This window comes from Devosia elaeis (assembly GCF_001650025.1).
Classification (GTDB): Bacteria; Pseudomonadota; Alphaproteobacteria; order Rhizobiales; family Devosiaceae; genus Devosia; species Devosia elaeis.
In genome coordinates this window covers 72,582-86,979 of record NZ_LVVY01000119.1, presented here as the reverse complement: position 1 = coordinate 86,979, position 14,398 = coordinate 72,582, and the positions used below count along the sequence as shown (strand labels likewise).

At 65.8% G+C, this 14,398-nt stretch carries 14 protein-coding genes; 5 read left to right on the top strand and 9 right to left on the bottom strand.

Going from position 1 to position 14,398, the window contains the following annotated elements:
- Window positions 1–91: 91 nt before the first annotated feature.
- From A3840_RS15715 to A3840_RS15680, 8 genes are read right to left on the bottom strand one after another with little or no spacing between them, the layout of a single operon-like run.
- Window positions 92–1,054, bottom strand: coding sequence for an ABC transporter substrate-binding protein (locus A3840_RS15715; RefSeq protein WP_067458919.1), 963 nt, complete (start codon window positions 1,052–1,054; stop codon window positions 92–94).
- A gap of 18 nt (window positions 1,055–1,072) precedes the next feature.
- Window positions 1,073–1,993, bottom strand: coding sequence for a sucrase ferredoxin (locus tag A3840_RS15710; RefSeq protein ID WP_067458916.1), 921 nt, complete (start codon window positions 1,991–1,993; stop codon window positions 1,073–1,075).
- Window positions 1,993–2,970 carry an ABC transporter substrate-binding protein gene (locus A3840_RS15705; RefSeq protein ID WP_067458913.1) on the bottom strand — a complete coding sequence of 326 codons (978 nt, stop codon included), beginning with the start codon at window positions 2,968–2,970 and terminating at the stop codon, window positions 1,993–1,995. Before A3840_RS15705 ends, A3840_RS15710 begins: the two co-directional genes overlap by 1 nt.
- 14 nt (window positions 2,971–2,984) lie before the next feature.
- Window positions 2,985–4,052 carry a FecCD family ABC transporter permease gene (locus A3840_RS15700; RefSeq protein ID WP_082903951.1) on the bottom strand — a complete coding sequence of 356 codons (1,068 nt, stop codon included), beginning with the start codon at window positions 4,050–4,052 and terminating at the stop codon, window positions 2,985–2,987.
- The gene (locus A3840_RS15695) at window positions 4,052–5,074 is read right to left on the bottom strand and encodes a FecCD family ABC transporter permease (protein WP_109442344.1); all 1,023 of its coding nucleotides are present in this window, start codon (window positions 5,072–5,074) and stop codon (window positions 4,052–4,054) included. Before A3840_RS15695 ends, A3840_RS15700 begins: the two co-directional genes overlap by 1 nt.
- Window positions 5,071–5,874 carry an ABC transporter ATP-binding protein gene (locus tag A3840_RS15690; RefSeq protein ID WP_067458910.1) on the bottom strand — a complete coding sequence of 268 codons (804 nt, stop codon included), beginning with the start codon at window positions 5,872–5,874 and terminating at the stop codon, window positions 5,071–5,073. The genes A3840_RS15695 and A3840_RS15690 overlap by 4 nt, the downstream gene beginning before the upstream one ends.
- Window positions 5,875–5,887: 13 nt before the next feature.
- The gene (locus A3840_RS15685; protein ID WP_067458907.1) at window positions 5,888–6,808 is read right to left on the bottom strand and encodes an ABC transporter substrate-binding protein; all 921 of its coding nucleotides are present in this window, start codon (window positions 6,806–6,808) and stop codon (window positions 5,888–5,890) included.
- Between the two features lie 49 nt (window positions 6,809–6,857).
- The gene (locus A3840_RS15680) at window positions 6,858–7,769 is read right to left on the bottom strand and encodes an ABC transporter substrate-binding protein (protein ID WP_067458903.1); all 912 of its coding nucleotides are present in this window, start codon (window positions 7,767–7,769) and stop codon (window positions 6,858–6,860) included.
- A gap of 97 nt (window positions 7,770–7,866) precedes the next feature.
- Between A3840_RS15680 and A3840_RS15675 the strand changes: the two genes are divergently transcribed.
- Genes A3840_RS15675 through A3840_RS15665 form a run of 3 tightly spaced genes read left to right on the top strand, consistent with a single transcriptional unit; the run spans window position 7,867 to window position 10,713 of the window.
- Complete coding sequence (locus tag A3840_RS15675) at window positions 7,867–8,886, top strand: FecCD family ABC transporter permease (protein ID WP_067458900.1); 1,020 nt, start codon at window positions 7,867–7,869, stop codon at window positions 8,884–8,886.
- Window positions 8,883–9,923 (top strand): FecCD family ABC transporter permease, encoded by a 1,041-nt coding sequence (locus A3840_RS15670; protein WP_067458897.1) that lies wholly within the window; start codon window positions 8,883–8,885, stop codon window positions 9,921–9,923. Before A3840_RS15675 ends, A3840_RS15670 begins: the two co-directional genes overlap by 4 nt.
- Window positions 9,916–10,713, top strand: coding sequence for an ABC transporter ATP-binding protein (locus A3840_RS15665; protein ID WP_067458894.1), 798 nt, complete (start codon window positions 9,916–9,918; stop codon window positions 10,711–10,713). The genes A3840_RS15670 and A3840_RS15665 overlap by 8 nt, the downstream gene beginning before the upstream one ends.
- Window positions 10,714–10,721: 8 nt before the next feature.
- On the opposite strand, the gene A3840_RS15660 is transcribed toward A3840_RS15665, so the two are convergent.
- Entirely contained in the window at window positions 10,722–11,381 is a 660-nt protein-coding gene (locus A3840_RS15660; RefSeq protein WP_245676646.1) for a GntR family transcriptional regulator, read from the bottom strand.
- Window positions 11,382–11,500: 119 nt separating this feature from the next.
- Between A3840_RS15660 and A3840_RS15655 the strand changes: the two genes are divergently transcribed.
- Together A3840_RS15655 and A3840_RS15650 are read left to right on the top strand one after the other, a co-directional pair.
- A complete protein-coding gene (locus A3840_RS15655; RefSeq protein WP_067458888.1) occupies window positions 11,501–12,868 on the top strand; it encodes a malonyl-CoA decarboxylase in 1,368 nt (455 codons plus the stop codon).
- Complete coding sequence (locus tag A3840_RS15650) at window positions 12,865–14,379, top strand: malonate--CoA ligase (RefSeq protein WP_067458885.1); 1,515 nt, start codon at window positions 12,865–12,867, stop codon at window positions 14,377–14,379. Before A3840_RS15655 ends, A3840_RS15650 begins: the two co-directional genes overlap by 4 nt.
- Window positions 14,380–14,398 lie beyond the last annotated feature (19 nt).

Genomic DNA, 14,398 nt, shown 5'->3' with positions numbered 1-14,398 from the left:
ACGGCATAGACCATAGTCTAATGCAGGGCGCCGAACATGACATTGCCGGCACTCAGAACGGCCTGCTCGGGCGATGAGCGGTATTGCCCTCTCAGTCCGCTTTCCGTTCGAAGTTCCGGCCCGAAATATGCGAGATGGTCATATAGGCCAGCGCGCCCAGCCCGTAATAGGAGGCGGCCGAAGCTTCCTCGCGGGGAATGAGGATCATCTGGTTGTTGCGGCAGGCGAAGAGGAAGTCGCAGAAGCCGGGCATGACGGCTTCGAGATGGGCGATGGCGTCGGCGGGCGTCTCCAGCGTGTCGGTGCGATAGGTGACGAAGATGAAATCGGCATCCATTTCCGGCAGCGCCTCGGCGCTCAGCCGCTCGAACTGGCCCTCCTCGATGGCATCGACTCGTGCGGGGAAGGTGAAGCCGGCATCGCGCAGCACCTTGCCCAGAGCGCCATAAGTGCGCCAGACGGCGAGTTGGCCGTCCACACCCTGAATGACGTTGACGCGGATGTCGCCCGTATCGATCAGTCGCTTGATCTGGGCAATCTGGCCATCGTAGCGGGTCTTGAGAATGGCGAGGCGATCCTGGGTGCCGGTGATGTCGGCCAGCACGTCATGCATGGCGAATTCGTTGCGGACGGCGCTGTCGAGCACGATGGTCGGCGCGATCGTCGCCAATTGATCGACCGGCGCGGTTTGCCAGGGCGTCGTGAGGATGAGGTCGGGTTCGAGCGCGGCGATTGCCTCCACGTCGGCGGGCAGGTTACCGACGAACTCGATGGTCGAATTGTTGAAGTCGATGCCGGTCAGGACGGCGCTGGAGCGGATGAACGGCTCGCCCTGGGCGGTGGTGCGCCCATGACTCCCCACCGGAATGACGCCCAGTTCGAGCAAGGGCAGGGTAAGCGAGACATCGTGCAGCGATACGATGCGCTGCGGGTCGGCGGGGATATCGACTACGCGACCGGAATCATCGGTATAGGAGCGCGTTTCCTGCGCCAGGGCGGGCAGGCCGAGGGCGGCGATGAGCAGAGCGGTGACCAGCGATTTGTAACCTGGCATAGGAGCCTCCGGGGTGGATTAGTTGGGGGGTGCGGGGGAAGGCAGCACGACGACTTCGTCGAGGCACCAGCGCAGGGTGTGCTCGCCGCCGCCGTCTGCGACGATTCCGCAATTGCCCTGCATGAAGAAGGTCTGGGCATGCAGGCGAATGGCGAGCTGGGCATCGGGCAAAACCGCCTCTACCGTCAGCGTGCTTCCTTCGCCGGCCGTTTCGGGGATTGCCCCGCACAGGGTGACGGCGCCGAGGGGGCGGCCGTTTTCGGCGGCCCATTGCAGCGCCGCCAGTTCGGCGACCTGCACGGGCTCCGGTTGATCGGAGCGTCCCTTATAGGTGGGCAGATAGATCTCGCCCTTTTCGAGGGCAGCGAGAAAGCCCGGTGCGTGTTCGGCATTCATGCGGCCATAGCGCTGGCGCTGCGGCATGACCACCAGCGAGGCGGCGAAGCGGCAGCCGCCGATATGGGTGGCCTGCACGATATTGAAGCGGGCCGGGTCGGCGATGGCGACCAGGGCCTTGTAGGTGGAAAAGCCATAGCGCGCGCAGCAGGCGTCGCGGCGGCTGTCGGTGCAGCAGAGGATCGTGGTCCGCTCGTCCGGCGTGCCGGAAAAGACCCGGCCCGCGATATAGTCGTGGATGGCGGTAATGAGGTCGGCTTCGTCGGTGAAGTCGGCACGGATGTTTTCGGGCAGGGCATGCAGGGTGGGCAGGGGATTTTCGGCCTCGACCTTGTCCACCAGGGCCACGTGCAGCCCCGCCTTGGCGGCGGCATGGAGCGCGGCGCTGAGGTCCGGCGACATGTCCACCGATTCCCAGCGCGGCACCCGCCATTTGCCGCGCGGCCAGGCCAGCATGAGGACGCGTGCGGGAGCGTCGCCCGTGCCCACCATGGGTTCGCCCCGCTCATGGCAGAGATCGGTGCAGAAGACGTGCTTGCCCATCACTCGGCTTCGGCGAACGGCGTGAAGGGACGGGCGGCGATATTGCTCTCGATCAGTTCGAGCGCCAGGTCGAGCCCGGCCATGGTGGGGCCGAACGTGGGGCCCGGCAGCAGGATGAACTGACCGTTCCGGCAGGCCGTCAGCGCTTGGCACCAGCCGGGCGCGAACTTTTCGTAGGCGGCGCGGATATTGGCCGGGGTGGCGTCGGGCTGCTGGCGATAGAAGCCGAAGATGAAATCGGCATCGAGATCCTGGATCAGCTCGGCGCTGTAATTGGTTTCGTTGGTGGACAGGGCCGTGATCGCGGCGGGCTCGCGGAAGCCGAGATCGGTGACGACCTGGGCGATGGCGCCAAGATTGCCGCTGTGCTTGTAGACCCACATTTCGGCGCCCTCGGGGAACATGAAGGTGAGGCCGACCGAAATGTCCTCCGGATCGCCGAGATAGTCGCGCAGGCGCGCGACATTGTCCCGGTAGCGCTGCAGCCGGGCTTCGAAATTGCCGGTCTTGCCGGTGATGTCGGCAAAGGCCCGCATGGTCTCGATGATGCCGAGCTCGTTATTGTTGATGAGCAATGTCGGGGCGATCTTCTGCAATTGCTCGGCCACGCCTGGATCGGTATAGGGCCCGCCGATGATGAGGTCGGGTTGCAGCGCCGCTATAGCCTCCACGTCCAGGCCATTGAATCCACCGACATATTCGATGCCGGTATTGGCATAGTCGATACCCAGCGTATCCATGCCCCCACGCAGGAAATGATTGCCATCCGCATCGGTGCGGCCGGCGCTGCCGACCACAGGCGCGCCGAGTTCGTAGAGCGGCAGGGCGACGATCTGGTCATTGAGCGCCACGATGCGCTGCGGCGTCACGGGAATCTCGAACGTGCCATTGGCGGCGGTGTAGGAGCGGGTGTCCTGCCCCAAAGCAGGCAAAGCCATGGCCGTGAGGGCGGCGACGAGGATGAAAACGCGGCTCATGGTGTTCTCCGGGTTCAGGATGCATTGGCCGGCCGGCTGCGGATCAGCAGCACGACGAAAACGGGGACGCCGACCACGGCCGTGATGAGGCCGGCCGGAATTTGTACGGGCGCGAAGGCGGCGCGGCCGACAAGATCGGCAAAGAGAACCAGCAGGGCGCCCAGGGCCCCGGTCAGCAGCAGGTGCAGCCCCATTCCCGCAGGCGCGAGACGCCGCGCCGCATGCGGGGCGATGAGGCCGACAAAGCCCAGCGGGCCGACGACAGAAGTCGCAATGGCCGCAAAGCCGACGGCGATGGCCAATTGCAGGTTTCGCGTCAGGGCGACCGGCGCGCCCAGGCCCAGCGCGGTTGCATCGCCGAACTGCATGGCGCTCATGGCGCGGCTGGTGAGCAGCAGCGAGGGCAGCAGCACCGCGGTCCAGCCCGCCAAGGTGCGGACATCGGTCCAGCTCGCGGCATTGATCGACCCGGCCAGCCAGGACAGGGCGGTCATGGCCCGGTCGATCTCGCCATAGGTGAGCAGGGCCGAGGTGATGGAGGAGATGAAGGCGGAAAGCCCGATGCCCATCAGGATGAAGCGGATGGCGCTGCCGCCCTGGCTGGTATGGGACAGGCTCCGCACGGCCAGGGCGACGAGGATGGAGCCGGCAAAGGCGATCCAGGGACGCAGGCCGCCGGAAAAAGCGGGGAACAGCACGGTCATGGTGACGACGGCGAGTGCCGCGCCCTGGCTGACGCCGACCAGGGAGGGGTCGGCAAGGCTGTTGCGGGTGGCGTTCTGGAGCACGGCGCCGGATAGCGCCATCATCGCCCCGACCAGGGCGGCGGCGAGCGTGCGGGGAAAGCGGAATTCCCAGACCACATTGTCGATGGCGCGGGAAACGGTCATGCCGCGCAGCGTCTCCCAGACTTCGCCCGGTGCGACGCCATAGCTGCCGGTGGCGAGGCTGAGTACCGTGAGCACAATGAGGGCTGTGGTCAACAGGGCCAAGATGACAAGCGCCCGCAGCGGCAGGCGCAGGGCCACGCGCTGCGCGGGGCTGCGCAGCACCAGGTGTCGCGGCGGAACCATGGCCGTCATTAGCGTGTCCTCCGGCGCACGAGATGCACGAAGAGCGGCGCCCCGATCATGGCGGTGATGATGCCGGTGGAAATTTCGCGCGGCGGAATGGCGATACGGGCCACGATATCGACCGAGACCAGATAGGCGGCGCCGGCAAGGGCGGCATAGGGGACGATCCAGCGATAATCCGAGCCGACATAGAGCCGCACGACATGCGGAATGACGAGGCCGATAAAGCCCAATGGGCCCGCCAGGGCGACGGAGCCAGCCGAGAGGACGACCACCACGGCGAGCAATTGCGCCTTGAGCAGGCCGGTGCGGATGCCCAGGCCCTGCGCCACCTCGTCGCCCATGGCCAGCAGCGTGACGCGCGCGGCCAGGACAATGCCGGCAAGCAGGGCCAGCGCCATCCAGGGGCCGACATAGGCGAGCAGGGCAATGTCGCGCCCGGCCAGTCCGCCGGTGAGCCAGACGCGCAGATTTTCGAACGTGTCCTGGTTCAGCAGGTGGATGACCGAGATGACGGCGCCCAGAAAGGCGCTGATCGCGGCTCCGGCCAGGGTCAGGCTGAGCGGCGTGGCGCCGCCGGGCACCAGCCGGGCGATGAGATAGACGATGGCCGCGGCGCCGAGTGCGCCCGCCATGGCGATCCATGGGATGAGCGCCAGGCTGGCCGCGCCGAACAACGCCGTGCTGACCATGACGGCGAAGGCGGCCCCGGATGTGAGGCCGAGAAGCGAGGGATCGGCGAGGGGATTGCGGGTGACGCCCTGCATCAATGCGCCGGCCAGCGACAGGCTGGCGCCCACCACGATGGCGTGGACGGCGCGCGGCAGGCGGAGATTGCGGATGATGACGTGGTCGAAATTGGTGCTGTCGAACCCGGTCAGTGCCTCGATGACGGTCTGGATGGGCAAGGGCTTGGCGCCGACCGCGATATGAAGCAGGAAGACCGCCAGCAAGGCGAGCAGCAGCGCCGGCACCCCGGACCAGGCGCGGAGTTTGTGACTGACGATGGCCGGCGCTCTCATCTGGTTCATTGCGCGGCTTCGACCCGACGGCGGGCGCTGAACGGGACGCAGACCAGCCGGCCGCTGGCCGGATCGCGCAGGATATTGGCGTCGAGCCCGAAGACATCCTTGAGGCGCCGGGCGGTGAAGATGTCGTCGGGCCGGCCCGAGGCGACGATGCGGCCGGCTTTCATCATCACCAGGTGATCGGCATAGGCGGCGGCGAGGCTGAGCTCGTGCAGGACGATGACCAGGGTATGGCCACGATCATGCGCGAGGCCGGTGAACAGCTCCATGAGATCGACCTGCACCTTGAGGTCGAGGAAGGTCGTGGGTTCATCGAGCAGGATCAGCCCAGTGTCCTGCGCCAGGACCATGGCTACCCAGCAGCGCTGGCGCTGGCCGCCGGACAGCGTATCCACGGCGCGATCGGCGAAATCGGTGATGCCGGCGGTCCGCATGGCCGTGTTGACGGCGTCCTCGTCGGCGCGGCTCCATTGGCGCAGCAGCGATTGATGCGGGTAGCGACCCTGGGCCACGAGTTCACGGACCGTGAGCCCTTCCGGCGCTATCGGGCCCTGCGGCAGCAGGCCCAGTTGCGCCGCCACGGCGCGGGTATTGAGAGTGTGAATGTCCTTGCCGTCGAGCAGGACATTGCCGCGGCTCGGCTTCAGGATGCGGGCCATGTTCTTGAGCAGCGTGGACTTGCCGCAGCCATTGGGTCCGATCAGGATGGTGACCTGGCCATCGGGAATGACCAGGTCGATTTCGTCCAGGATGGTGACATCCGCATAGCCGGCACGCAGACCGATCGTTTCGAGCCGGCTCATCGGCGCCTCCCGGTCAGCGGGTGGAGGCGAGACCGTAGATGGTCTCGATATCGTCGAGCATCAGGTGGGCGGCGTAGATGCCGCCCGCATTGTTCCAGATCACCTCGCTGACGCGCTGCGCCTTGCCGGCCTTTACGGCGTTAAGGTTCAACCACAGCGGATCGTTGAGCCATTCGTCCAGATTGGCGCTGGCCTCGTCGCCATCGAGATCGTCGGAGAAGTAGAAGATGCGGTCGCCTTCCATTTCGGGAATGCGTTCCTTGGTCACCTCGGTAGCGAATTCGTCCCTGTCCTGCGCGGCGGGGCGCTGGAAACCGATCTGGTTGAGCGCCAGGCCGCTGAACGTGTCCTTGTAATAGATGCGCGTGCGATTGGGCGAGAAGCGGACCATGGAGATCTGCTCGTTGACCGCATCGCCCAGCGCGTCATGCAGCTTCTCCGTGCGTTCGGCGAACCCGGTAATGGCGGCCTCGCCTTCGGCGCTCCTGCCGATGGCGTCGGCATAGAAGCGCAGATTGTCCTGCCATTCGCCGCCGATGGTCTCGGTCATGATCGTGGGCGCGATGGCGGAAAGCTGGGGGTAGATGGCTTCCTGGCGCACCTTGGTGCCCAGGATGAGATCGGGCTCCAGCGTTGCGAGGATTTCCAGATTGACCGCCAGCTCGGTGCCCAGGGGCACGGTGTCGGCCAGGGGCGCGGCGATATGGTCGTACCACGGATCGCCGCCCCAGCTCTGGGCGGCGCCCACCGGCACCACGCCCAGATAGAGCAAGGCCTCGGTGCCTTCATTGGTGAGGATGACCACGCGCTGCGGATCGTCCGGCACCTCGGTGACGCCCATGGCGTGCGTGATCTCGCGCGCCATGGCGGGGCTGGCGAGCAGAATTGCGGTGGCGAAAGTGGCAATGCCGGTGCCGATGAGACGCTTGAACATGTCGTTTCCAGTCGGGGGAGAGGGCCGGCACCAGCGCCGGCCGCGGGATTCAACGCGTGGCGGCGAGGCCGTAGATGGCTTCGATGTCGTCGAGCAGCAGGTTGCCGGCGATGATGCCGCCCGCCGTGTTCCAGACGGCGTCGGACACGGCGTGGACCATGCCCGCCTTGACCACGTCCAGGTTCTGCCAGAGCGGATCGGCCTGCCAGTCCTCGGCCTGGCTATTGGCCTCGCCATTGCCGGTCTCGTAGGTGAAGGTGATCAGCCGGTCGCCCTCGAATTCGGGGATGCGCTCCTTGGTGATCTCCTCGGCAAATTCGTCCTTGTCCTGGCTGGCGGGGCGGTGGAAGCCCAGTTCATCGAGGATGAGGCCGGAAAAGCTGTCCTTGAACATGATGCGCGTCTGCCCGGCCATGAAGCGGGCAATGGAGATTTCCTCGTCCAGCGAGGCGCCCAGGGCATCGTGCAGCGTGGCAATGCGTGCATCGAAGGCTTCGAGCGCGGCCTTGCCCTCTTCGCCCTTGCCGACGGCATCGGTATAGAGCGCCATATTGATCTTCCAGTCGCCGCGCAGGCGCTCGGAAACCACCGTCGGCGCAATAGCCGATAGCTGCTCGTAAATCTTCTCGTGGCGCATCTTGTTGCCCAGGATCAGATCGGGCTCGAGCGAAACCAGCACTTCGAGGTTTAGCGCCGATTCTTCGCCCAGCACGGTGACGTCGGCCATCTGGCCGGCAATGTGGTCATACCAGGGATCGCCCAGCCAGGATTTGACCGCGCCGACCGGCGTGATGCCCACTTCCAGCAGCGCCTCGGTGCCTTCATTGGTCAGCACCACGATGCGCTGCGGATTGTCGGGGACTTCGGTGACGCCCATGGCATGGGTGATTTCCCGTGCCGTGGACGGCCCGGTCAGCAGGGTGGCGGACATCAGGGCAATTGCCAGCATGCGCAAGGGCATAAAGCTCCCCATGAAACTTGACTTCTGAATTCAGAAATTGGATGGCTTCATCGGGTAATTTAATCTGACTGTCAATATCATGATTGGAGCGCGCAGGATGAGTATCGCCGCAACGGCGCCGCGCTATCGCAGCATCGTCCTGTCGCGTAGCGCCATCTATGGGCTGCTGCTGGCGCTGCTGGCTCTGGCCTGGCTGACCAGCATGACACTGGGCTATCGCCTCTATACGCCCGGGCAGGTCTGGGCGGCCTTGTTCGCCAATGATGGCACGGAAGCGGCGACGGTGATCGCCGGGCTGCGGCTGCCGCGCGCCTTGATCGCGCCTCTGGCCGGGGCGGCGCTGGGCATGGCGGGAACCATGGTGCAGACCTTGTCGCGCAACCGCATCGCCTCGCCGGACACGCTGGGTCTGAACGCGGGCGCATCGCTGGCGGTGGTCGTGGCGACGATCATCTTCGGGGTGCAATCCCTGGTCGGGCTGTCGCTGGCGGCGGCGTTCGGGGCATTGGCCACCGCTATCGTGGTGTTCGGCGTGGCGGCGGGGGCAGGGGGATTATCACCGCTCAAGATCGTGCTGGTCGGGGTGACCTTTGCCAGCCTCGCCCACGCGGCGGTGGAAATCCTGCTCACCAGCAATGAAGCCCAATTGCAGCAATTGCTGTTCTGGCTTTCGGGCGCCTTTGTCGACCGGCCGATCAGCCTGTTCTTCAACGGACTTCCGGTGGTGCTCGTCGGCGCGGCCATCGGCTTCGCGCTGGCCTCGTCGCTCGATGCGGCGCAGGCCGATGATTCGACCGCTGCCGGACTGGGCGTGCCGCTGGCCGCCGTGCGCGGCGCGGCGTTCGTGGCGGTGTCGCTGCTGACCGGCGCGGCGGTTTCCATGGCCGGGCCGGTGGCCTTTGTCGGCCTGGTCGTGCCGCATGTGGCGCGGCGGCTTGTCGGCCTCCAGCATCGCCACCAATTGACTGCGGCCGCCCTAACCGGGGCCATCTACACGACTCTCGCCGATGTGGCGGCGCGCTTCGTCATCTATCCGGTCGAGGCCCCGGTGGGCGCGATCACCGCCGTGGTGGGGGCTATCGCCCTTCTGGTGCTGCTGAGGCGGAGGCTTGCATGACCGACATGACCTATAGGCCGGCCCGCGCCGGTATCGGGCCGATCGGCGTGACCACTCTGGTCGCCGCTATCTTCGTGCTGCTGTTCCTGGCGGGAATCGGCTTCGGCTCGACCTGGATTCCCCTGGAGCATGTCGCCCATGTGCTGTTCGGCGGGGGCGACAAGACGGAGCGCCTGGTGGTGCTGCAATTGCGCCTGCCGCGTGTCGCCGCCGCCGCCATTGCCGGGGGCGCCATCGCCTTTGCCGGCTACCTGTTGCAGCGCATCACCCGCAACGAGCTGGCTTCGCCCGGCGTGCTGGGCGTGGTCGATGGCGCGGCGCTCGGGGTGGTGTTGTTCATGGCCATTTTTTCCAGCGAGACCAATTCGCTCATCGTTTCTGTCGCCTGGCAGCCGCTCGCCGCCGCCCTGGGCGCCATTGCGGCGATCGGCCTGGTCTTCCTTTTGTCCGGGCAACAGGCCTCCACCGCGATCCGCCTGCTGCTGTTCGGTATTGCCGTGGCGGCCGTCTGCAAGGCGCTGACCACCATTTTCATGCTGGTCGGCCCGATCTACCAGGCCTCACAGGCAGCGCGCTGGCTGGCCGGGGCGGTGAACACGATCAACGTCACCGAAATCCAGCTCATGCTGCTGGTGCTGGTGCCCACGGGGATTGCCGCCGCCATCGCAGCGCGCCATTTGCCGCCGGCCGATCTCGACGACACCTCCTCGCGGAGCATCGGGCTCAACCTGCCGGCCTATCGCATCTTGATCTTTTTTCTCGCCGCCCTGCTCACCGCCGGGGCGGTGGCCTTTGCGGGCGGGGTGAGCTTCATCGGCCTGCTGGCGCCGCACATGGCGCGGCTGCTGGTCGGGCGGGCCCGGGCGGCGGGCATCGCCGTCTCCATCCTGCTGGGCGCCATCATCCTGATCGGCGCGGACCTGTTGATCCGCGTCGCCTTCGCGCCCACCGAAGTGCCGGCCGGCACGGTGACGGCCTTGATCGGCGCCCCCTATTTCCTCTACCTGCTCATGCGCAAGGACAAGAACAATGGATGACCTGGCGGCCAACCGCATCGAGGTGAAGGGCCTGACCATGGCCTATGGCGGCGATGTCGTGCTCGACGCGCTGAACCTGCCCATCCCGGCCGGACGGATCACCGTGCTGGCCGGGCCCAATGGCTGCGGCAAGTCCACGCTGTTGCGCGCCATAAGGCGGCTGCACGCGCCGCAGTCGGGGCAGATCCTGCTCGATACCGAGGATATCACCCGGCTGGGCAGCAAGGCGCTGGGGCGTCGGATCGGCCTCTTGCCGCAAAGCCCCAGCGCGCCGCTGGACATGAATGTCGAGGAATTGGTGCGGCTGGGCCGTTATCCGCACCAGGCCATGCTGCAACCCTGGAGCCCGCAGGACGACGAGGCGGTGTCCCGCGCCATGGCGGGAACCGGCGTCGAAGCAATGCGCCGCCGGCGGATCGGTTCGCTGTCGGGCGGACAATTGCAACGCGCCTGGATCGCCATGGTGTTGGCGCAGGATACCGACGTCATCTGCCTCGACGAGCCGGTCAACCATCTCGACATGGCGCACCAGCTCGATTGCCTGGAACTGGTCGCACGGCTCAACCGCGACGAGGGCAAGACCATCGTGCTGGTGCTGCACGATCTCAACCTGGCGGCGCGCTATGCCGATAACCTGGTCTTCGTCGCCAATGGCCGCATCCGCGAGGCCGGCAATCCCGAATTGCTGATGCGCGCTGACCTCATCGCGGAAGTGTTCAACACCGACGCCCATATCATCACCGACCCCATCCATGGCCGGCCCATGTGCATCCCGTTCCGCAAGGGATAGGGGCGGGCCTATGCCTTGGGCGTGCCGGAGACGCGCATGGCGGCGACGAGGTCGTGGAACCGGTCGCCCTGCACGATGATATGGGCATGGGTGGCCCGGGCGGCGGCCTCGGCATCGCCACTGGCTATGGCGTCGAGAATAGCCTGGTGCTCGGCCAGTGAATTGACCAGGCGGTGGCGGCTGCGCAATTGCATGCGGCGATAGGGCTGCAGCATAGTGTGCAGCCGCGCGGCTTCCTGGGCGAGAAAGCCATTATGGGTGGCCCGGTAGAGGCAGCGGTGGAATTCGGTATTCACCAGGTAATAGGCTTCCGCATCGCCTGCCGCCGCCGCTTCTGAACATGCGGCGTGGGCCTGGCGCATTTCGGTAAGCTCGGCTTCGGTGATGCGCCGGGCCGCGAGCCGCGCGCAGGCCGCCTCGATTTCCGCCATCACCTCGAAGCGCTCGGTCAGTTCCTCGAAGCTCCATTGGGTGACGAAGGTGCCGCGCTTGGGCTGCACCTGGACCAGGCCGGAGGCTTCCAGTTGCTGGAGCACATCGCGGATCGGCGTGCGCGAACAATCGAATTGCCGCGCCAGTTCCTCGGGATCCAGCCGCGCGCCGGGGAGATGTTCCCCGTTGAGAATGGCGTTCTCCAATGCCTGCCTGATCCGGCCAGTCGTGGACAATAATGGGCTCCCTGCCTTTGCGGTGCGATTCATAGCAAGCACTGGTCAAATGTGAAAGAATGGACATGATAAATATATCAGGATAGGATTTTGATATAAGTGGCGCGGAGGAGATTGCCATGATCAAGGTCTTCGGGGCGGAGCGCCCGGCTTTTCTGGCCGATCTGATCGATGCCATGACCGAGCGCGGCCGCGCCCTGATGGGCTGGCGGCCGGCGGCGGGGCCGGTCACCGCCCCCGATATTGCCCAACTCAGCGAATTGTTGTTGTCCCGGCGCGGCGAAGCCTCCGGCGTGGCGCTGGCGCGCTCCCTAGTCGAAGGATATTCCGCCGCGTCGCCGGAAGAACGGCTGGCTTTCCTGCAAATGCTGGCCGAGCGCTTCCGTCCCGACGAGGCCGCGGTCGATGCCGCGTTCCGGGCCTGGAAGGCGGGGGAGCCAGGCGCCATCGAAGCGCTGCACAATGCCGCTGAACCGCGCCGGCAGGAATTGTTCCGGCGGATCAACATGGCCCCGGGCGGCACCAGTACGCTGGTGGAGATGCGCCGGGACCTGCTGGACGCGCTGCGCGCGCATCCCGAATTGCGGGGCGTCAACGCCGATTTCCATCATCTGTTCAGTTCCTGGTTCAATCGCGGCTTCCTGAGCCTGCGCCAGATTGACTGGAATACACCGGCCAGCATCCTCGAAAAGGTCATCCGCTATGAGGCGGTGCACCAGATCCGCAACTGGGACGATCTGCGCAACCGCCTGCAACCGACCGACCGGCGCTGCTACGCTTTCTTCCATCCCCAATTGGTGGACGAGCCGCTGATCTTCGTGGAGGTGGCGCTGACGCGTGACATTCCTGACGCCATTGCGCCCCTGCTCGATCTGGAGCGGGCGCCCATCGCCGCCGGGGACGCCAATACGGCGGTGTTCTACTCGATTTCCAACACCCAGCGCGGATTGGCAGGGGTGTCCTTCGGCAATTTCCTGATCAAGCAGGTGGTGGAACTGCTCAAGGCCGAATTGCCGTCCATCCAGACCTTCGTGACGCTGTCGCCGGTCCCCGGCTTTGCCGCATGGCTCAAGACGCGGCGGGCCGAGGATACATTGGACGCCGAGCTGGCGGAGGCGCTTGCCATGCTCGATGATGCGGATTGGCACGAGGATACCGAGCGGGCGGCGGCGGTTTCGGCGGTGTTGCTGCCGGTAGCGGCGGAATATTTCCTGCAAGCGCGGGACAAATCCGACCGGCCGGTCGATCCGGTGGCGCGCTTTCACCTGGGCAATGGTGCCCGGCTGGAGCGCCTTAATCCGCTGGGCGACCTCTCCGCCGCCGGGCTGCGCCAATCGCATGGGCTGATGGTCAATTACCTCTATGCGCTGGACGAAATCGAGCGCAACCACGAGGCCTTTGCCGAGAGCGGCGTCATTGCCGCCTCGGATGCGATCCGGCGGGCCTTGCCCAACCAGAACATTAATCCGCTACGGAAAATTTCATGAGCGACAATATTTTCGATGTCCTTTCCGGCTCCATTGCCGACGAAGCGGCAATGGCCATTGAGACCGATGCGGGGCAGCGTCTGAGCTATGGCGACCTTCTGGCGCTGAGCGGGCAGATGGCCAATGCCCTGGTGGAGCTGGGCCTGCGCCCCGGCGACCGGCTGGCCGCGCAGGTCGAAAAATCCACCGAGGCCATTATCCTCTATCTCGCCACCGTGCGGGCAGGGGGCGTGTTCCTGCCGCTCAATACCGCCTATACGGCGGCGGAGATGCAATATTTCCTGACCGATGCGGAGCCGGCGATCTTCGTCTGCGACCCCACCCGGCAGGGTGAGCTGGGCGCCGCTGCCAAGGCGGCCGGCGCCCGGATTTTGACGCTCGACGCCAATGGCGGTGGCAGCCTCGCCGTGGCGGCGGCCCGGACCGGGACGGATTTCGCAACCATTGCGCGGGAGCGGGACGACCTGGCGGCGTTGCTTTATACGTCCGGCACGACGGGCCGTTCCAAGGGCGCGATGCTGACTCATGGCAATCTGGTGTCCAACGCGCTGACCCTGCGCGAAGCCTGGCATTATGGGCCGTCCGATATTCTCATCCATGCATTGCCGATCTTTCACACCCACGGCCTTTTCGTCGCCACCAATGTGACGCTGCTCTCCGGGGCCTCGATGATCCTGCTGCGCAAGTTCGACCCGGCGCGCATTCTCGCGCTCATGCCGCGCACCAGCGTGCTCATGGGCGTGCCCACCTTCTATGTACGCCTGCTCGATGAAGCGGGGCTGACGCGGGAGGCGGCGGCGTCGATGCGGCTTTTCATCTCTGGTTCGGCGCCGCTTCTGGAGGACACCCATCGCCGCTGGCAGGAGCGCACCGGCCATGCCATCCTCGAACGCTATGGCATGACCGAAACGAACATGAATGTCTCCAACCCCTATATCGGCGAGCGGATCGCCGGCACGGTGGGTCAGCCGCTGCCGGGCGTGGACCTGCGCATCACCGATCCCGCCACCGGCGAGGACGTCCCGGCCGGCGAAATCGGTATGATCGAGGTGCGCGGACCCAATGTGTTCAAGGGCTATTGGCGCATGCCAGAAAAGACCGCCGAGGAATTGCGGGCCAATGGCTTCTTCATCACCGGCGACCTGGGCCGGATCGACGAGCGCGGCTACGTGCAGATCGTCGGGCGCGGCAAGGACCTGATCATTTCGGGCGGCTTCAACGTCTATCCCAAGGAAGTTGAGGCCGAGATCGACGCAATCCCCGGCGTGGTGGAATCGGCGGTGATCGGCCTGCCGCATCACGATTTCGGCGAGGCGGTGACCGCCGTGGTGGTGGCCGAGGCCGGCGCGGCGCGGGACGATGCGGCCATCATCGCCATGCTCCAGCAGCGGCTGGCGCGCTTCAAGCTGCCCAAGCAGGTTTTGTTCGTGGAGAGCCTGCCGCGCAATACGATGGGCAAGGTGCAGAAGAACCTGCTGCGCGACCGCTTTGCCGGCCTTTACGCCGATTGAGCCATTCCACCTGATGAGG